This window comes from Brevundimonas sp. (assembly GCF_019636155.1).
In the GTDB taxonomy this organism is placed as follows: domain Bacteria; phylum Pseudomonadota; class Alphaproteobacteria; order Caulobacterales; family Caulobacteraceae; genus Brevundimonas.
Window position 1 is genome coordinate 16,300 of the sequence record NZ_JAHBYB010000008.1, and the last position, 17,451, is coordinate 33,750.

The 17,451-nt window shown below is 70.4% G+C and carries 13 protein-coding genes; 6 read left to right on the forward strand and 7 right to left on the reverse strand.

The features are described from left to right. Positions 1 to 55 precede the first annotated feature (55 nt). Positions 56 to 2,299: a TonB-dependent receptor gene (locus tag KF910_RS09985; protein WP_292261382.1), complete on the reverse strand. Its 2,244-nt coding sequence runs from the start codon at positions 2,297 to 2,299 to the stop codon at positions 56 to 58. A gap of 80 nt (positions 2,300 to 2,379) precedes the next feature. Continuing rightward, positions 2,380 to 3,585 carry an NAD(P)/FAD-dependent oxidoreductase gene (locus tag KF910_RS09990; protein WP_292261384.1) on the reverse strand — a complete coding sequence of 402 codons (1,206 nt, stop codon included), beginning with the start codon at positions 3,583 to 3,585 and terminating at the stop codon, positions 2,380 to 2,382. Positions 3,586 to 3,775: 190 nt separating this feature from the next. Between KF910_RS09990 and zwf the strand changes: the two genes are divergently transcribed. From zwf to KF910_RS10015, 5 genes are read left to right on the forward strand one after another with little or no spacing between them, the layout of a single operon-like run. Continuing rightward, positions 3,776 to 5,236: a glucose-6-phosphate dehydrogenase gene (zwf, locus tag KF910_RS09995; protein ID WP_292261388.1), complete on the forward strand. Its 1,461-nt coding sequence runs from the start codon at positions 3,776 to 3,778 to the stop codon at positions 5,234 to 5,236. Then, a complete protein-coding gene (pgl, locus tag KF910_RS10000; RefSeq protein WP_292261393.1) occupies positions 5,226 to 5,936 on the forward strand; it encodes a 6-phosphogluconolactonase in 711 nt (236 codons plus the stop codon). The genes zwf and pgl overlap by 11 nt, the downstream gene beginning before the upstream one ends. After that, a complete protein-coding gene (gene edd / locus KF910_RS10005; RefSeq protein WP_292261402.1) occupies positions 5,933 to 7,822 on the forward strand; it encodes a phosphogluconate dehydratase in 1,890 nt (629 codons plus the stop codon). Before pgl ends, edd begins: the two co-directional genes overlap by 4 nt. After that, positions 7,819 to 8,808, forward strand: coding sequence for a glucokinase (gene glk, locus KF910_RS10010; RefSeq protein ID WP_292261411.1), 990 nt, complete (start codon positions 7,819 to 7,821; stop codon positions 8,806 to 8,808). The genes edd and glk overlap by 4 nt, the downstream gene beginning before the upstream one ends. 56 nt (positions 8,809 to 8,864) lie before the next feature. Then, positions 8,865 to 9,140 carry a hypothetical protein gene (locus tag KF910_RS10015; protein ID WP_292261417.1) on the forward strand — a complete coding sequence of 92 codons (276 nt, stop codon included), beginning with the start codon at positions 8,865 to 8,867 and terminating at the stop codon, positions 9,138 to 9,140. 67 nt (positions 9,141 to 9,207) lie between these two features. On the opposite strand, the gene KF910_RS10020 is transcribed toward KF910_RS10015, so the two are convergent. From KF910_RS10020 to KF910_RS10035, 4 genes are all read right to left on the reverse strand, one after another. After that, positions 9,208 to 9,561 carry a hypothetical protein gene (locus KF910_RS10020; protein ID WP_292261419.1) on the reverse strand — a complete coding sequence of 118 codons (354 nt, stop codon included), beginning with the start codon at positions 9,559 to 9,561 and terminating at the stop codon, positions 9,208 to 9,210. Continuing rightward, positions 9,558 to 10,862 carry a homogentisate 1,2-dioxygenase gene (hmgA, locus tag KF910_RS10025; RefSeq protein WP_292261420.1) on the reverse strand — a complete coding sequence of 435 codons (1,305 nt, stop codon included), beginning with the start codon at positions 10,860 to 10,862 and terminating at the stop codon, positions 9,558 to 9,560. The genes KF910_RS10020 and hmgA overlap by 4 nt, the downstream gene beginning before the upstream one ends. A gap of 293 nt (positions 10,863 to 11,155) precedes the next feature. After that, positions 11,156 to 11,800 (reverse strand): LolA family protein, encoded by a 645-nt coding sequence (locus KF910_RS10030; protein ID WP_292261424.1) that lies wholly within the window; start codon positions 11,798 to 11,800, stop codon positions 11,156 to 11,158. A gap of 211 nt (positions 11,801 to 12,011) precedes the next feature. Further along, a complete protein-coding gene (locus tag KF910_RS10035) occupies positions 12,012 to 14,372 on the reverse strand; it encodes an FtsK/SpoIIIE family DNA translocase (protein ID WP_292261426.1) in 2,361 nt (786 codons plus the stop codon). A 211-nt stretch (positions 14,373 to 14,583) separates the two neighbouring features. Between KF910_RS10035 and KF910_RS10040 the strand changes: the two genes are divergently transcribed. Next, on the forward strand, positions 14,584 to 15,831 hold the full coding sequence (locus KF910_RS10040) for a UbiH/UbiF/VisC/COQ6 family ubiquinone biosynthesis hydroxylase (protein WP_292261429.1): 1,248 nt from the start codon (positions 14,584 to 14,586) through the stop codon (positions 15,829 to 15,831). Between the two features lie 18 nt (positions 15,832 to 15,849). Here KF910_RS10040 and purH read toward each other — a convergent pair whose 3' ends face one another. Continuing rightward, entirely contained in the window at positions 15,850 to 17,451 is a 1,602-nt protein-coding gene (purH, locus tag KF910_RS10045) for a bifunctional phosphoribosylaminoimidazolecarboxamide formyltransferase/IMP cyclohydrolase (RefSeq protein ID WP_292261432.1), read from the reverse strand.

The following is a 17,451-nucleotide window of genomic DNA, read 5'->3' on the forward strand; positions in this document are numbered from 1 at the left end:
TCACCGCAGCGATTCCATCTCAACGGATCAGGCTCTAGGCCGAGGATCGTGGCCTTTAGAAGCGGAGGTGCAGCGTCAGGATCGCCTGGCGGCCCGGCGCCACGTCGGCGTGGTGCACGCCGTTGGTGCGCATGATGTAGCGTTCGTCGCCGGCGTTCTGGACATTCAGGCGCAGGCTGGCGCGATCGGTCAGGTCATAGGCGCCGTACAGATCGACCCGGGTATAGGCCGGGGCGTAGATGCGGTTGCCGCCGCCGCCGGCGCCGCCCTGGTTGCCGCCGAAGCGGTCCGACACATGATACAGGCCGCCGCCCACCGTCAGCCGGGGCAGGACGCGATAGGTGGTGAAAAGGCTGAGGCTGTGCTTGGGCGTATTGGCCAGGGGGTCGCCGACATTGACGCTGTTGTAGGCGCCGCGGACCAGTTCGGAGTCCATGTAGGTATAGCCGCCGAACACTTGCCATTCCGGGGTGATGTTGCCCGAGACGCCGATTTCCAGCCCGCGAACCTCGACCTCCCCGGCCTGCTCATAGACCCCTGCGGACACCAGGATCTGGGCGTTCTTGCGGGTGGTCTGGAACAGGGCGGCGGTCAGGCCGAGGCGGTCGGCGAACAGGCTGGTCTTGGCGCCGATCTCGAAGCTCGCGGTGTCTTCCGGGTCCAGCAATTCCGTCGCCAGATTGCCCGAGCCCATGCCGCCGGAGTTGTTCTGGTCGCCGGCCGAGATGGTCGGCGGCGTCGAGGAGGTGGCGTATGAGGCGTAGAGGCTGGTGTTGGCCGTCGGCTTGTAAACCAGACCGATCTGGTAGTTGACGAAGTCCCACGACGACTTGGGCACGGCCGCTCCCGTCGATGCGACACCATCGACCGAATAGTCGTCATAGCGCAGACCCAGGTTCAGCAGCCAGCGCTCGCCGATGGCGATGGAGTCGAAGGCGTAGAGGGCGGTGGTGTGGGTGGTGTTCTCGGTCACCGCGCCGCGCACGATGGTCCCGGTCCAGGGGTCGCTGGAGATGGGCGCATAGACCGGGGTGCAGTCGAAGCCGGTCAGGGGCGCCGGGCAGGCCGTGCCGCCGGTGGTGGTGACGGTGTAGCCGGCGTTGCGGTTCTCTTCCTTCGACAGTTCAAGTCCGATGTCGAAATTGTGGGTCAGGCCGCCCAGCTGGAACGAACCGTAGAGGTCGGTGACATTGGCCAGGGTCTCGGCCGGGTTCCAGCGCGACTTCAGGCCCCGCTTCATCCACCATTCGCCGCCGATCAGCTGGGCGGCGCCGCCGTCGCCGGGATTGGTCACGACATAGTCGTTCAGGGTCTCGGCATAGCGGGTGACGTTGCGGATCGTCAGGCTGTCGGTGAGGCGATGCTCCAGCTTCAGGGTGACGCTGTCGACCTCGTTGGTCAGGAAGTCGCGGGCCGTCAGGCCGTAGAAGCTGTCGCGCGGCACATCCAGGACGCCCGAGGCGTCGGGTCGCGGCGCCGTCGCCCCGCCCAGCTTGGTGTAGAGCGGCAGGCCGTAGTCCGGCAGGGAATCCGAGCGCAGGTGATACAGGCTCAGGGTCGCGGTGGTGTCGGTCCCCAGGCCCGTGGCGATGGCGGCGGCGATGCCGTATTTCTCGAAGTCCGCGGCATCGCGGCCGGGCACGTCCCCGGCGGTCGACATCAGGTTCAGGCGCAGGGCCGTGGTCTCGCCGACGCGGTGGTTGGTGTCGAAAGTGGCGCGGTAGTAGCCGTCCGTGCCGACGCCGGCGCTCAGCTGGTTGAAGTCGGTCAGGCGCGGCGCCTTGCTGCCCAGATTGATCGAACCGCCGCCCGAGCCACGACCCGAATAGACCGAGTCCGGCCCCTTGATGACCTCGACCTGCTCCAGGTTGAAGACCTCGCGCGACTGGCCGCCGGTGTCGCGCACCCCGTCCACGAAGATGTTGTTGCCCGACGACTGACCGCGGATGAACGGCCGCTCGGCCAGGGGCTGGCCGCCTTCACCGGCGCCGAAGGTGATGCCCGGCGAGGTGCGTAGCAGGTCCTCCAGCGAGGTGGCGGCGGTCTGTTCGATGATCTGCTGGGGGATGATGGTGACCGAGCGCGGCGTGTCCTGCAGCGGGGCCACGAACTCGGCGCCGCTCGGCTGACGCTTGGTGGGCTCTCCGACCACGTTGATCGTGCCCAGATTGGTCGGGTCCTGAGGATCCTCGGGGGCGGCCGGGCCGTCGGCGGCCATGGCCTGTCCGGCGCACAGCAGGCCGGCGGCGCTGGAGGCCAGGATGAGGGAACGCAGGGTATGGGCCGGGGAGGCGGTCATGGGAGAGACTCAATTGATATTGCGATGCGGTCGCATTATCCCTCCCGCCGGCCCCGTTCAAGGCTAATTGAGAATTATTCTCACTCGCGAGCGACGGATTTCATCGGCACGGCCGTATCGGCCAGTCGCGCCGTGTCGATCGGGGTGCGGCGGCCGATGAACTGGCGACCCGCCATGAACTCGGCCGGGGCGTTCACGGCCTCGACGCAGACGATCCGGTCTCCCTTCAGGTGGAAGACGGCGAAGCCCGGCGCGGTCGGGTCGCCGCGCACCAGCTGACGGTCGGCCCCGGCGGGCAGGCCGGCGATCTGCAGCTTGAGGTCATACTGGTCCGACCAGAACCACGGAACCTCGGGCGCCGGAGCCGGGCGGCCGGTGAGGGCGGCGGCGGCCTGTTTGGCCTGTTCCAGGGCGTTGGGCACGCTCTCCAGGCGGAAGGCGCCGTCGTGCACCGGCACGGGCCGGTGGGTCATGTCGCCGATGGCCCAGATGGCCGGGTCGCTGGTGCGGGCCTGTTCGTCCACCGCCACCCCATTGTCGCAGGCCAGGCCCGCCGCCGCCGCCAGACTGTCGTTGGCCAAGGCGCCGACGCCCACCAGAACCGCATCCGCCGGAACCAGCCGTCCGTCCGCCAGCCGCACCCCCGCATCCTCGAACCCGGTCACCTCGGCGTCGGTCAGGATCTCGACCCCCTCGGCGCGATGCCGGGCGGTGAAGAAGGCCGACAGGGTCGCCGACGCCACCCGGGCCAGAACCCGGTCCATCCGTTCGATCACCACCGCCTGGGCGCCCAGGGCGCGGGCCGAGGCCGCCGCCTCCAGACCCACATAGCCGCCGCCGACCACCGCCAGCCGCCTGCCGGGGCCCAGGGCGGCCTTCAGCCGTTCGGCTTGGGCCAGGGTGCGCAACTCCAGCAGATCGAGCCGATCCGCCCCGGGGATCGGCAATCGGCGTGCGGTCGAGCCCAGGGCCAGGATCAGGGCGTCATAGGGCTCGACCGATCCATCGGCGAAGGCGACGGTCCGGGCCACCCGGTCGATGGCGGTCGCCGTCGCCCCGGTGCGCAGTTCGATCTTCTTCTCGGCATAGAAGCTCTCGGGGCGCAGCAGCAGGTCTTCCAGCTCGGCCTCGCCCTTCAGCCAGGCCTTGGACAGGGGCGGCCGCTGATAGGGGGGCGCCGGCTCCTCGCCCGCCAGCAGGATCGGCCCCTCATGCCCGTACTGCCGCAACAGGGCCGCCGCCGTTCCGCCCGCGTGCCCGGCCCCGATGATCACGATCCTGCTCATGCGTCGCAGATAGAGGGAAGGCGCCGGCTTCGCCATAGCCGCCGGAACGGACCCGCTCCGCGTCTGTTTCCATACGAGGGCGGCGTCACATGGTGTTTCATCCCATCCCGGCGATTGGCGCGCGGTGCGGGAACGGCCTAACACCAAGGGAAGCGTCGCCGTTGGGCGGGCGCGACAGGAAAGGAAGCGGATGGCGGCCCTGGTGATCTTCGGCGGCGGGGGCGACCTGGCGATGCGGATGCTGCTGCCGTCGCTGTATTTCCTCGAACATGACGGCCTGCTGCCCGACGACCTGAAGATCATCGGCGCGGCCCGGTCGGACGATAGCCGCGACGCCTATGTCGCCAAGGTGCGTCAGGCGGTTCAGGCGCGCGCCCAGGCCGACAACGCCTGGGACGAGGCGGCGTGGGAAAGGCTGGCGTCCCGGCTGGACTATCTGGCCCTGGACGCCACCGACGCGGACAGCCTGAAACCACTGAAGGACCGCGTCGGCGAGGCGGGGGCGACCAGCTTCCTGGCCGTCTCACCCTCGCTCTATGCCCGTATCGTCACGGCGATGAAGGCCGCCGGCCTGGCCGGGCCGAAGGATCGGCTGGTGCTGGAAAAACCGGTTGGCCGCGACCTGGACAGTTTCCGCGTCATCGACGACGCCGTGTCCCACGCCTTCGACGAGCGGCAGGTGTTCCGCATCGACCACTATCTGGGCAAGGAGACGGTCCAGAACCTGATCGCCCTGAGGTTCGGCAACACCATCTTCGAGCCGCTGTGGAACAACCTGACCATCGACCACGTCCAGATCACCGTGGGCGAGACGGTGGGCGTGGGCGACCGCTGGCCCTATTATGACGAGTACGGCGCCCTGCGCGACATGTTGCAGAACCACATGCTGCAACTGCTGTGCCTGGTGGCCATGGAGCCGCCCAGCGACCTGGACCCGGACTCGGTGCGCAACGAGAAGGTCAAGGTGCTGCGCTCCCTGCGCCCCGTCACCCATGAGGAGGTCGAGCGCGTCACCGTGCGCGGCCAGTATCAGGCGGGCGTGGTCGAGGGGCGCGAGGTGGACGCCTATGAAACCGAGCGCGGCCAGGCGTCGGACACCGAAACCTTCGTCGCCATCCGGGCCGACATCGACAACTGGCGCTGGGCCGGCGTGCCCTTCTTCATGCGCACCGGCAAGCGGCTGGCGGAGAAGCGCACCGAGATCGTGATCCAGTTCAAGCCGGTGCCCCATTCCATCTTCGACCGCGGAGACCGGGGGGATCTTCAGGACAACCGGCTGATCATCGAGCTGCAGCCCGAGGAGGACATCAGCCTGACGGTGATGAACAAGCGGCCGGGCCTGGACCAGCGGATGCAGCTTCAGCCCATCCGGATGAGCCTGTCGTGGGGAGTTGACGGCAAGACCGCCGCGCCGCCGCGTCGCCGGATCGCCTATGAGCGGCTGCTGCTGGACGCCATGGCCGGGGACTCCACCCTGTTCGTCCGCCGCGACGAGGCCGAGCAGGCCTGGAAATGGGTGGACGAGGTGGCCGAGGCCTGGGCCGGCGCCCATGTCCGGCCCCTGCCCTATGCGGCCGGGACCTGGGGCCCCGATGCGGCGGACCTGCTGCTGTCGCGCACCGGGCGGGCATGGAACGCCGATGACGCCTGAGGTCCAGAGCTTTGATCGCGGCGCCGACTGGGCCGCCGCCTGCGCCGAGCGTCTGACCGGCGCCCTGGCCGAGGCGGTGGCGGCGAACGGCCGCGCCACATTCGCCGGTTCGGGCGGATCGACGCCGGGGCCGATCTATCGCCGGATGGCGGAGGCGCCGCTGGACTGGTCACGCATCGTCGCCACCCTGATCGACGAACGCTATGTGCCCGAAAGCGACGACCGGTCGAACGCACGCCTGCTGAAACAGACCCTGCTGACGGGTCCGGCTTCGGCGGCGCGCTTCGTTCCGCTGTATCACCCGGCGGTGACCGTGGATCGGGCGGCCGCCCTAGCGACCGCGGCCCTGAGGCCGGAAGGGCGGCTGGACGCCGTGTTGCTGGGCATGGGGGAGGATGGGCACATCTGCTCGATCTTTCCCGGCAGCCCGACGCTGAAGACCCTGCTCAGCCCCGGACTGGACCCGGCGGTCCTCGGCGTCCCGGCGGGGCGCGAGGGGATGGCGCCGGCGCTGGAACGGCTGACAATCAACCTGCCCTATCTGATGCGGGCGGGGCGAGTGGTGCTGGCCCTGACCGGCGCCAGGAAGCGCGCCGTGTTCGAGGAGCAGGCGGCGGGCGATCCGGCCATGACCCCCATCGCCGCCCTGGTGGCCCATGAGGTTCCGCTGGAAATTCTATGGTCGGAGGGCGCGCCATGACCCTGCATCCCGTGGTCGCCGAGGTGACCAACCGCATCGTGGACCGCAGCGGCCCGGCGCGGGAAGACTATCTGCGCCGCATGGACGCCGCCCGTGACCGCGGCGTGGGCCGGGCCAAGCTGTCCTGCGCCAACTGGGCTCATGCCTTTGCCGGCCAGACTCCCTCGGACAAGCTGACCATGATGGGCGGCCAGGCGCCGAACGTCGGGGTGGTCACAGCCTATAACGACATGCTGTCGGCCCATCAGCCGTTCGAGCGGTTCCCAGAGATCATCCGCCAGGCGGCGCGCGAGGCGGGCGCCACGGCCCAGGTGGCGGGCGGCGCCCCGGCCATGTGCGACGGCGTCACGCAAGGCAGGCCAGGCATGGAGCTGAGCCTGTTCAGCCGCGACGTCATCGCCATGTCCACGGGTGTGGCGCTGAGCCACGACGCCTTCGACGCCGTCATGGCCCTGGGCGTCTGCGACAAGATCGTGCCGGGCCTGTTCATGGGGACGCTGGCCTTCGGACACCTGCCGGTCGTCTTCGCCCCGGCCGGGCCGATGCCGTCGGGCATTCCGAACGCCGAGAAGGCGCGGGTGCGGGCCCTCTACGCCCAGGGTCAGGTGGACCGACAGACCCTGCTGGCCAGCGAAGTCGGCAGCTATCATTCGCCCGGCACCTGCACCTTCTACGGCACGGCCAACTCCAACCAGATGATGATGGAGATCGGCGGCCTGCATATGCCCTCGACCGCCTTCGTCCATCCGGAGACGGGCCTGCGCGACGCCCTGACGGCGGCGGCGGCCAAGCGGGCGGTGGAACTGGCCAACAGCGGCGAGGGCCGGATGGCCCAGGTCGTGGGCGAGAAATCCATCGTCAACATGATCGTGGCCCTGCTGGCCACCGGCGGATCGACCAATCACGCCATCCATCTGGTGGCCATGGCGCGGGCGGCGGGGATCGTCATCGACTGGACCGACATGGACCGGCTGAGCGCCGTCACGCCCCTGCTGGCGCGGGTCTATCCGAACGGTTCGGCCGATGTGAACGCCTTCCAGGCGGCGGGCGGCACGGCCTTCGTGATCCGCGAACTGGCCCGGGCCGGGAACATCCACACCGACGTGACCACCATCATGGGCCGGGGGATCGAACCCTATTTTCAGGAGCCGAGGCTGGAGGACGGCGAACTGGTCTGGTGCGACGGCCTGGGCGAGAGCCTGGACCGGGACATCCTGCGTCCCGCCTCCGATCCGTTCCAGAAGGACGGGGGCCTGCGGCTGGTCCAGGGCGACCTGGGCCGGGCGGTCATCAAGGTCAGCGCGGTCAAGCCCGAGAACCGTATCGTCGAAGCCCCCGCCGCTGTGTTCGAAACCCAGGAGGCGGCGCTGGAGGCGTTCAAGGCCGGCGAACTGGACCGCGACGTGGTGGTGGTCCTGCGTTTCCAGGGGCCGCGCGCCAACGGCATGCCCGAACTGCACAGCCTGTCGCCCGCGCTCGGCGTCCTTCAGGACAAGGGGTTCAAGGTCGCCTTCGTCACCGACGGCCGCATGTCGGGGGCCAGCGGCAAGACCCCGGCCGCCATCCATGTCTCGCCCGAGGCCCTGGCCGGCGGTCCCCTGGCCCATATCCGCGACGGCGACATCATCCGACTGGATCCCGAGGCCGGCGTCCTGACCACGCTCGGCGCCGGGGACCTGGCCGCGCGGCCAGCCGCGCGCTGGGCGCCCGAACATGCCGAAGGCGCGGGCTGGGGCTATGGCCGCGAACTGTTCGCCGCCTTCCGCCAGGCCGTGGGCGCGGCCGAGGCGGGGGCCTCGGTCTGTTTCCTGCCGCCGGTGGGGGCGGCCGAGCACAAGGACGTTCCGCCAGATCCCAACATCGTCGACCGGGCGGTGGACGCATGAGCCGGGCGTCCGAACGCACGCTTCTGGTCGGCGACGTGGGCGGCACCAACGCCCGCTTCGCCCTGGCCCGCTGGACCGACGCCGGCCCGGTGCTGGAGCACCAGGAGAGTTTCCCGGCGTCCGAACATCCGACCTTCCTGGGTGGGGTGAAGGCCTTCATCGACGGCTGTGCGGACAAGCCGACCGGCGGGGTCATCGCCGTGGCCGGGCCGGTGACGGACGGGGCCATCGACCTGACCAATTCGCCCTGGCGGGTGTCGGAGGACGAGCTTCGGACCCTGGGGCTGGGCCCGGTCCGGCTGATCAACGACTTCGAGGCCCAGGCCTGGGGCGCGCCGGTTGTGCCGGCCGAAGGCCTGGAGCGACTGGGCGGGCCCGAGGTGGGCGATCCACATGCCGCCATCGCCGTCCTGGGCCCCGGCACGGGCTTCGGCGTCTCGGCCCTGGCGCGCGACCGCGAGGGGCGGGAGATCGCCCTGCCGTCCGAGGGCGGTCACGCCTGTTTCGCCCCCAATGACGCGGTCGAGGACGAGGTGCTGCGCATCCTGCGCCGCCGTTATGACCGGGTGTCGATCGAGCGGCTGATCTGCGGGCCGGGCCTGCTGAACCTGCACCGCGCCCTGGCCGAGATCGACGGGCGCGAGAGCCGGATCGACGAGCCCGCCGAGATCACCCGGCAGGCGATGGCCGAGCCGAACAGCCCCTGCGGCGCCAGCCTGGCCCGGTTCTGCGCCATCCTGGGGTCTGTCGCCGGGGACATCGCCCTGACCATGGGCGCGCGCGGCGGGGTCTATGTGGCCGGGGGAATCGCGCCGCGCATCCTGCCCTTCCTGAAGGCCAGCCCCTTCCGCGAGCGGTTCGAGAGAAAGGGCCGGTTCCAGCCCTATCTGGAGGCCATCCCCACCTGGGTGGTGACCCACAAGCAGGCGGCCCTGCTAGGCGCGGCCCGGGTGGCCTGGGCGCAGGAAAAGATCACGGCGGCGTGAACCCGCGCCGGGCGCAGGCGTTACCGGGGCTCCCCTCGTTCTGGAAGGAAGAGTCCATGAAGAAGATCGCCATCGCCGCCATCGCCGCCTTCTCGGTCGCCGGTCTGGCCGCCTGCGGTGAAAGCGCCGCCGACAAGGCCGCCGAACAGCAGGCCGACGCCCTGGAGGCCCAGGCCGCCCAGGCCCCGACCGAGACCCAGGAACGCGCCCTGAACGCCGAGGCCGACCGCATCGAGCAGCAGGCCGGCAACGCCGACGGCGGCATGACCACCGCCAATACGCCCAACACCTCGCCCAGCATGACCGAGGCCGAAAAGAAGGCGGCGCAATAAGCCCTCTTACGGCGCCCGCTTCCGGACCCCGTCGCCACGCGCGGCGGGGTCTTTTTGCGTCAGGGGGTCAGTCGATGCACAGGGTCGCCTGGGCGCGGCCGTTCTCGATGGTGGTGAAACAGCCGAACCGCACATTCTCGACCTGGCAGCGGCCCTGGACCTGCTGGCCCTCGCGCGGGGCGGCGTCGCCCTCGACACGGCAGTCGCCCTGGCACTGGGCGCCGTCGGTGCAGGGTTTTCCAGCGTCGGCGTAACGCAGGACGCAGCGCACGCTCTGCATCCGCCCGACCGGCCGCATCTGGCCGCCCCGCGTCGCGCATTCGTCGGCGGTCAGGGTCTGGGTCGCGCCCGCAGACTCTTCGGCGACCGGCGCACAGGCCGCGACACCCAGCAGCAGGGCCAGGCCCCACGCGCGCATCATGGCTTGACCCGCCCCTTGTCGAAGCCGGTCCAGGCGTCGTCGTAGTCCAACTGCATCGTCGGCGTGCCTTCGGCCCAGGCGGTGGTGCGAATGGGCATGCGGGTCTCGAACATGAAGGCCAGGGTGCGGTCGATCTTGATCGGCTTCAGCTCCGCCTTGACGGCGTTGTCATAGGTGGTCTGGTCCGGACCGTGACCGCTCATGCGGTTGTGCAGACTGGCGCCGCCGGGGGCGAAGCCGCCCCCTTCCTTGGCGTCGTATTCGCCGAACACCAGGCCCATGAACTCGCTCATGACGTTGCGGTGGAACCACGGCGGGCGGAACGTATTTTCGGCCACCATCCAACGCGGCGGGAAGATGACGAAATCGATATTGGCCGTGCCTGGCGTCTCGGACGGACTGGTCAGGACGGTGAAGATCGACGGGTCCGGGTGATCGAAACTGACCGTGCCAATGGTGTTGAACCGGGCGGTGTCATAGCGGTAGGGAACCAGGTTGCCGTGCCAGGCCACGACGTCCAGCGGGCTGTGGTTGAAGGTGGTGGCCCACAGTTTTCCGCCGTATTTCTGAATGCATTCGGTGGGGCGATCCACGTCTTCGAAGGCGGCGACGGGCGTCTCGAAATCGCGCGGATTGGCCAGGCCATTCGAGCCGATCGGCCCCAGATCCGGCAGGCGGAAGGGCGCGCCGTAGTTTTCGCACACATAGCCGCGGATCGGTCCGTCCAGCTCGACCCGGAAGCGGACGCCGCGCGGAATGACGACGATGTGGCCCGGCGCCGCCTCGATCAGGCCGAACTCGGTGACGAAGCGATGCGCCCCCTGCTGCGGCACGATCAGCAGTTCGCCATCGGCGCAATAGAAGACCCGGTCGGTCATCGACCGGTCGGCCGCGTACATGTGAATGCCTGCGCCGGCGCCGCCGTCCGGCTCGCCGTTGCCGCCATAGGTGACCAACCCCTCGACCCAGTCGGTCGGCTCGCCCGGCAGGGGCAGGGGATCCCAGCGCATGCGGTTGGGGTTGGGCGGCGTCTCGTCGAACGGGCCGGAGCGGACCCCGCCCTGGTCGAACGGCCGATAGGGACCGTGCTGGGCCGAGGGGCGCAGGCGATAGAGCCAGCTGCGCCGGTTCTCACTGCGCGGGGCGGTGAAGGCCGTGCCCGACAGCTGTTCGGCATAGAGGCCCAGGGGCGTCTTCTGGGGCGAGTTGCGGCCCTCGGGCAGGGCGCCGGGGGCGGCCTCGCTGGCGAAATGGTTGGCGAAGCCGGTCATGTAGCGGGCGGCGTTGGCGCGCGTGGTCATCTGCGTTTCTCCCGTGGCCGAACATTTAGCGACCCGCCCGCCTTGCGTCACCTGCGCGCCCGACCGCCTTGGCCTGGATCAATCCGGGGCGGGAAAGATCGCGCCCGGACGATAAAAAAGCGCCCGGCTTTGGGCCGGGCGCTCAGTCTCTTCTCTCTCGCCGCCGGGAGGGGGATGAATCCGTAGCGGTCGGACGGCCGCCGCCGTCCTGTGTTCAAAGTGTCACGTCGCCGGAAAAACGTCAATGGTCCGGGTGAACGGATTTCCTCTGTGCCTGGCAAGGCACGGCCGGGTCAGCGGTCGCGGCCGGGGCGCCGCGTCGGATCCCGCAGCTGGAACAGGGAGGCCGACAGGCCCGAAGCCGGCCGCAGGGAGGTCAGCTGGGTCCGGGTACGGCCGCCCTGGGCGTCGGTGATGGTCCATTCCTGCAGCCGCATCGGATCGCCGGCGAAGGCCAGGATGACCGACCCCTCGTTGGGCCGACGCGCGTCGCGGGCGGTGATGGCGAAGGCGCCGGACTGCATCCGGGTGACGCGGTCGATCCGCACCCCCTGGTCCAGCCGCACGGTGCGCGCCAGGAAGGTCGACAGGGGGGTCTGGCCCAAAGGCACCTGGCGGAAGACGTTCAGCCGGGGGTCGTAGCGATTGACGTTCGACCCGTCCGACACCACCAGCAACCCCGCCGGGTCGGTGTATTCGAACCGCATCTTGCCGGGGCGCTGCAGCCAGAACCGGCCCCGCCGCGTCTGGCCGCCCGGGCCGGTTTCGATGAAGTCGCCCTGGGCCGAGGTCAGGCCCTGAAGATAGGTCTGGGCGCGCTGAAGCACGGCCTGGTCCTCGGCGGACAGGCCGGACTGGGCGGCTCCAATGGTCGGGATCGACCACAGGGCGGCGAGGGCGGGCAGGCCCAGGGCCAGGTCGCGGCGGGACAGGGTCATGCGGGGTCTCCTGTTCAAAGGTTCCGGCCGTCTTATGCCGGTGCGGCGCGGCGAGGTCATGACGCCAGCCTGACCATATTCCGGCGGCCCGATGAAGCGCCGTTCATCGCCGGAGGTTCCCGCCCTCAAGCAGCGAGCGCCCGCGGCGCGAGCGATAGGGCCTCAAACCTGCCCTCAAGCAGCGAGCCGCCGCGCGGTGAGCGTTAGGGTGTCAAACAACCGGCGGAGGACCAGCCAGGACTTCGCGCTTGCCGGAATGGTTGGCGGGGGTGACCACGCCTTCCTTCTCCATCCGCTCGATCAGGCTGGCGGCGCGGTTGTAGCCGATCTGGAGGCGGCGCTGGACATAGGAGGTGGAGGCCTTGCGGTCGCGCGTCACCACGGCCACGGCGCGGTCGTAGAGGTCATCGCCGGACCCCCCGCCTTCGCCGCCGAAGTCGTCGCCGCCTTCGTCTTCGTCGCCGCCGTCGGTGATGGCGTCCAGATAGTCGGGCGAGCCTTGCGCCCGCAGATGGGCGCAGACCTGTTCGACCTCCTGGTCGGTCACGAACGGGCCGTGCAGGCGGGTGATGCGGCCGCCGCCGGCCATGTAGAGCATGTCGCCCTGGCCCAGCAGCTGTTCGCCGCCCTGTTCGCCCAGGATGGTGCGGCTGTCGATCTTGGAGGTGACCTGGAAGGAAATCCGAGTCGGGAAATTGGCCTTGATGGTGCCGGTGATGACGTCCACCGACGGCCGCTGGGTGGCCATGATCAGGTGGATGCCGGCGGCCCGCGCCATCTGGGCCAGACGCTGGACCGCGCCCTCGACGTCCTTGCCGGCGACCAGCATCAGGTCGGCCATCTCGTCCATCACCACGACCAGATAGGGCATGGGTTCGGGGCGGATCTTCTCGGATTCATAGATCGGCCGCCCGGCGTCGTCGAAGCCGGTCTGGACCGTGCGCTCGAAATGCTCGCCCTTGGCCTGGGCTTCGCGCGCCCGCTCATTGTAGCTGGCGATGTTGCGCACCCCCAGCTTGGACATGCGGCGATAGCGATCCTCCATCTCGCGCACCGTCCATTTCAGGGCCACGACGGCCTTCTTGGGATCGGTGACGACGGGGCTGAGCAGGTGCGGAATACCGTCATAGACCGACAGCTCCAGCATCTTGGGGTCGATCATGATGAAGCGGCACTGTTCGGGCGTCAGCTTGTACAGGATCGACAGGATCATGGCGTTGACCCCCACCGACTTGCCCGAGCCGGTGGTGCCCGCGATCAGCAAGTGCGGCATGCGCGCCAGGTCGGCCACATAGGGTTCGCCTCCGATGGTCTCGCCCAGGGCCAGGGGCAGGAGGTGCGCCGGCTTGTCGTATTCCCCGGACGCCAGCAGGTCGCGCAGATAGACGGTCTCGCGCTTCACGTTCGGCAGTTCAATGCCGATGGCGTTGCGGCCCTGGACCACGCTGATGCGACAGGCGCGGGCCGACATCGACCGGGCGATGTCGTCGGCCAGGGCCACGACGCGGCCGTGCTTCACCCCTGGCGCGGGGACCAGTTCGTACAGGGTCACCACCGGGCCGGGGCGGATCTGGTCGATCACGCCGCGCACGCCGAATTCCTGCAGCACGCCTTCCAGCATCTTGGCGTTCTGTTTCAGGGCGTCCTCGTCCACCGAGGCGGCGCGGGTCTGGGGCTTGGCGAGGATGCCCAGGGACGGCAGGTCGAAGCCGCCCTCTGAACCGCCGAAGTCGAAGGCGGACTGGCGGTCGTCGATCTTGCGCGGTTTGGGCGCCTTGGCGGCGGCCACCTTGGGCTCGATCTCGGCCGGGCCGCGACGGGGCGCGGTCGGGGCGGGGGCGGCCTCCCAGGGCGGGGGCGCGTCGTCATCGTCCTCAAGATCGGCGACCGGAGCCGGGCGGGGCGCGGCCGGCTTGCGGCGAGGGCGGGGCGGGGCGGCCTCGGCGGCGGTTGCGCGCAGCGACCGGCTCCAGCTCAGGCCCCGGCCCAGGTCCGCGCCCCTCAGGCCGACGGCGTAGCCCAGGCTCCACAGGCCGGCGAGGGCGAAGATCGCGCCGACGAAGGGCCGCGCCCCCTCGAGACCCATGGCCTGGAGACCGCCGGCGGTCAGACCGATCACGGCGTCGCCCCAAAGTCCGCCCAGGCCCGAGGCCAGGGGCCAGGCCGCCGGCGCGGGCAGGGCCGACAGGCCGCCGGCCAGCAACAGCACCCCGGCCACGGCGCCCAGGGTCGTCAGGGGGGTGATCCTCAGCCGCTGCTGCAGGGTGTCGCCCAGCGCCCCGGCCAGGCCGAAGGCGCCGGCCGTCAGGGCTGCCAGCCAGGCGCTGAGCCCCAGCGACTGCATCGCCAGGTCGGCGAAGACCGCCCCGCCGCCGCCCAGCCAGTTGGTTGGCCCTTGGGCTGAGGCGGCGTTCCAGCTGGGATCGGCCGGGTTCCACGACGCCATGGCGACCAGCAGCAGCCCGGCCAGCAACAGCTGGACCATGCCGCGAAATCGCACGGCGAAGGGCGCGTCCCAGATCAGGCGGGCGCTGGACCAGGCCTGGCGGCCGAGCACGAGGGCGGCGGACATGGAGGCGGGCGGCTCCGAAACGGACAGGGTTCGACCCATCCTGCGCCGCACAGGGTTAAGGGGTTGTTCACCACGGAAGGGGGGAGGGCTTAGGTTTTAGGGAGTAGGGACGGGTGAGCCATTCATCTTCTAAGCCCTAAGCCCTACCTCCTCTTCGAACCCGCGACCTCTCGACGCTTTACCTCGGCGGCGGACAGCGCGAAGAGAGGCCATGACCGACCGCTACGACATCGTCATCGCCGGCGCCGGGCTGGCAGGCGCCGCCTTCGCCCTGGCCGCGGCCCAGGGGGGGCTGAAGGTCGCCCTGGTCGATCCCCAGCCGTTCGAGGCCCAGATGACGCCGACCTTCGACGGGCGATCGACGGCCATCGCCTATTCGACCTTCCGCATGCTGGACGCCCTGGGGGTCGGCGAAGGCCTGCGGCCCCATGCCTGCCGCATGGATCACATCCTGGTCACCGACGGCCGTCGCCCCGGCGCGGCCAGCCGCCGCCCCTCGGCCGCCTTCCTGCGCTTCGACGCCGACGAGATCGCCGACCGCACGGACGGCGAGCCCCTGGGCTATATGGTCGAGAACCGGCGCATCCGCGCCACCCTGGCCGAGGCGGTGACGCGCGCTGGGCTGACGGTCCTGGCGCCCGCCTCGGTCGCGGATGTCCAGGCCGACGCGGGCGGGGTCACGGTGGCATTGGCCGCTGGGGCGCGCCTGCGCGCCGCCCTTGCGATCGGGGCGGAAGGGCGCGGCTCGCGGGTGCGGGCCGCGGCGGGAATCCAGACCCTGGGCTGGGGCTATGGCCAGTCGGGTGTGGTGGCCACGGTCGGCCTGGGTCGCGACCACGGCAATGTGGCCCACGAGTATTTCCTGCCCGACGGCCCCTTCGCCATCCTGCCGCTGACCGAGCAACGCGCCAGCCTGGTCTGGACCGAATCCACCCGCCGGGCCGAGGCGCTGAAGACCGCGTCGGACGCCGCCTTCCATGCCCATCTGATGCGTCGCTTCGGGGCGTTCCTGGACGGGGTGCAGGTCCAGGGGCCACGCTTTGTCTATCCCCTGTCTCTCAGCCTGGCCGAACGGCTGACCGCGCCGCGCGTGGCCCTGATCGGCGACGCCGCCCACGCCGTGCATCCGGTGGCGGGCCAGGGGCTGAACATGGGGCTGAAGGACGCCGCCGCCCTGGCCGAGGTCCTGATCGAGGCGGCCCGAAACGGCGAGGACATCGGGGCCGAGACGGTGCTGGATCGCTACGCCCGCTGGCGGCGGTTCGACAACACCGCCCTGGCGGCCGGGTTCGATGGTTTCGTGCGGCTGTTCTCGAACGACCTGCCGCCGGTGCGGCTGGCGCGCGACCTGGGCATGGCGGCGGTCAACCGCATCGGCCCCCTGCGCCGCGCCTTCATGCAGGAGGCGGGCGGCGGCCTGGGCGACCTGCCGCGCCTGCTGCGGGGCCAGGCGGTCTGAGAGTCCAGTCTCCCGGCCTCAGTGGCGGAAGACGCGCACCCCGGTGAAGGCCATGGCCACCCCCTGTTCGTCGGCGGCGGCGATGACCTCTTCGTCGCGGATCGATCCGCCCGGCTGGATCACCGCCGTGGCGCCAGCCGCGACCGCCTCCAGCAGGCCGTCGGCGAAGGGGAAGAAGGCCTCGGACGCGCAGGCCGACCCCTGGGCCAGGGAATGGGCCAGACCCTTGGCCTCGCCGGCTTCGCGCGCTCGGATGGCGGCGATGCGGGCCGAGTCGCGGCGGTTCATCTGGCCGGCGCCGATGCCCGCCGTCTGGCCGTCCTTGGCGTAGACGATGGCGTTGGACTTGACGTGCTTGGCCACGGTGAAGGCGAACAGCATGTCCTGGATCTCGGTCGGGGTCGGCTGGCGGCGGGTGACGATCTTCAGGTCCGCCGCCGTGATCCGGGCCGTGTCGCGCGACTGGACCAGGAAGCCGCCGGCGACCGAGCGGAAGACCTGACCGGCCGCCAGCGGATCGGGCAGGCCGTCGGTCAGCAGAAGGCGCAGGTTCTTCTTGGCCGCGAAAACCGCCTGGGCGGCCGCATCGGCGCCGGGGGCGATGACCACCTCGGTGAAGATGTCGGTTATGGCGCGGGCGTCGGCCTCGGTCAGGGGCCGGTTGACGGCCACCACCCCGCCGAAGGCCGAGACGGCGTCGCATTCCAGGGCGCGGGCGTAGGCTTCCGACAGGTCGTTCCCCACCGCCACGCCGCAGGGGTTGGCGTGTTTGACGATCACGCAGGCCGGCGCCTCGAACTCGGCGACCAGTTCATAGGCCGCGTCGGCGTCGGCGATATTGTTGTAACCCAGTTCCTTGCCCTGAGCCTGGCGGGCGTTGGCGACGCCGGGACGGGGTTCGGTCGTGCGATAGAAGGCGCCCGACTGATGCGGGTTCTCGCCGTAGCGCAGGGTCTGGGCCAGGGCGCCCGCGATCGACTTGCGGGCCGGGGCGGCGTCTTCGACCTGACCGGCGAACCAGCCGGACACGGCAGCGTCATAGGCGGCGGTGCGGGCGAAGGCGGCGGCCGCCAGTCGCTTGCGCTGCTCCAGCGTCGTGCCGCCATTCGATGCGGCCTGGGCCACCTCTTCGGCCGAGGCGCGGTCGACGCAGACGGCGACATAGCCGTGGTTCTTGGCGCCCGAGCGGATCATGGCCGGGCCGCCGATGTCGATATTCTCGACCGCCGCCTCGAACCCGCCGCCGGCGGCGACGGTGGCCTCGAACGGATAGAGGTCGATCCAGACGATATCGATCGGGCCGATGCCGTGGTCGTCCATGGCCCGGGCGTGGGCCGGGGCGTCGCGCACGCCCAGAAGGCCGCCGTGCACCACCGGGTGCAGGGTCTTGACCCGGCCATCCATCATTTCCGGAAAACCGGTCAGGTCGGCGACGTCCTTCACCGGCAGGCCCAGGGCCGCGATGGCCGCCCGCGTGCCGCCGGTGGAGACCAGTTCGACCCCGGCGGCATCCAGGGTGCGGGCGATCTCCTCCAGCCCGGCCTTGTCGGACAGGGAGATCAGGGCGCGGCGCGGCGCCACGCGGTCGGGCGCGGGCGGAAAATCGGGAGCGGCGGGCAT

Excerpts from the sequence above, each read along its gene's own strand:
- KF910_RS10015 (WP_292261417.1), top strand. The coding sequence starts at position 8,865 with ATGAAGAAGATCGCCATCGCCGCCATCGCCGCCTTCTCGGTCGCCGGT.
- edd (WP_292261402.1), top strand. The coding sequence starts at position 5,933 with ATGACCCTGCATCCCGTGGTCGCCGAGGTGACCAACCGCATCGTGGAC.
- glk (WP_292261411.1), top strand. The coding sequence starts at position 7,819 with ATGAGCCGGGCGTCCGAACGCACGCTTCTGGTCGGCGACGTGGGCGGC.
- KF910_RS10040 (WP_292261429.1), top strand. The coding sequence starts at position 14,584 with ATGACCGACCGCTACGACATCGTCATCGCCGGCGCCGGGCTGGCAGGC.
- hmgA (WP_292261420.1), bottom strand. The coding sequence starts at position 10,862 with ATGACCACGCGCGCCAACGCCGCCCGCTACATGACCGGCTTCGCCAAC.
- KF910_RS10030 (WP_292261424.1), bottom strand. The coding sequence starts at position 11,800 with ATGACCCTGTCCCGCCGCGACCTGGCCCTGGGCCTGCCCGCCCTCGCC.
- KF910_RS09990 (WP_292261384.1), bottom strand. The coding sequence starts at position 3,585 with ATGAGCAGGATCGTGATCATCGGGGCCGGGCACGCGGGCGGAACGGCG.
- KF910_RS10035 (WP_292261426.1), bottom strand. The coding sequence starts at position 14,372 with ATGTCCGCCGCCCTCGTGCTCGGCCGCCAGGCCTGGTCCAGCGCCCGC.
- KF910_RS10020 (WP_292261419.1), bottom strand. The coding sequence starts at position 9,561 with ATGATGCGCGCGTGGGGCCTGGCCCTGCTGCTGGGTGTCGCGGCCTGT.
- purH (WP_292261432.1), bottom strand. The coding sequence starts at position 17,451 with ATGCCCGCCGCTCCCGATTTTCCGCCCGCGCCCGACCGCGTGGCGCCG.
- KF910_RS09985 (WP_292261382.1), bottom strand. The coding sequence starts at position 2,299 with ATGACCGCCTCCCCGGCCCATACCCTGCGTTCCCTCATCCTGGCCTCC.
- zwf (WP_292261388.1), top strand. The coding sequence starts at position 3,776 with ATGGCGGCCCTGGTGATCTTCGGCGGCGGGGGCGACCTGGCGATGCGG.
- pgl (WP_292261393.1), top strand. The coding sequence starts at position 5,226 with ATGACGCCTGAGGTCCAGAGCTTTGATCGCGGCGCCGACTGGGCCGCC.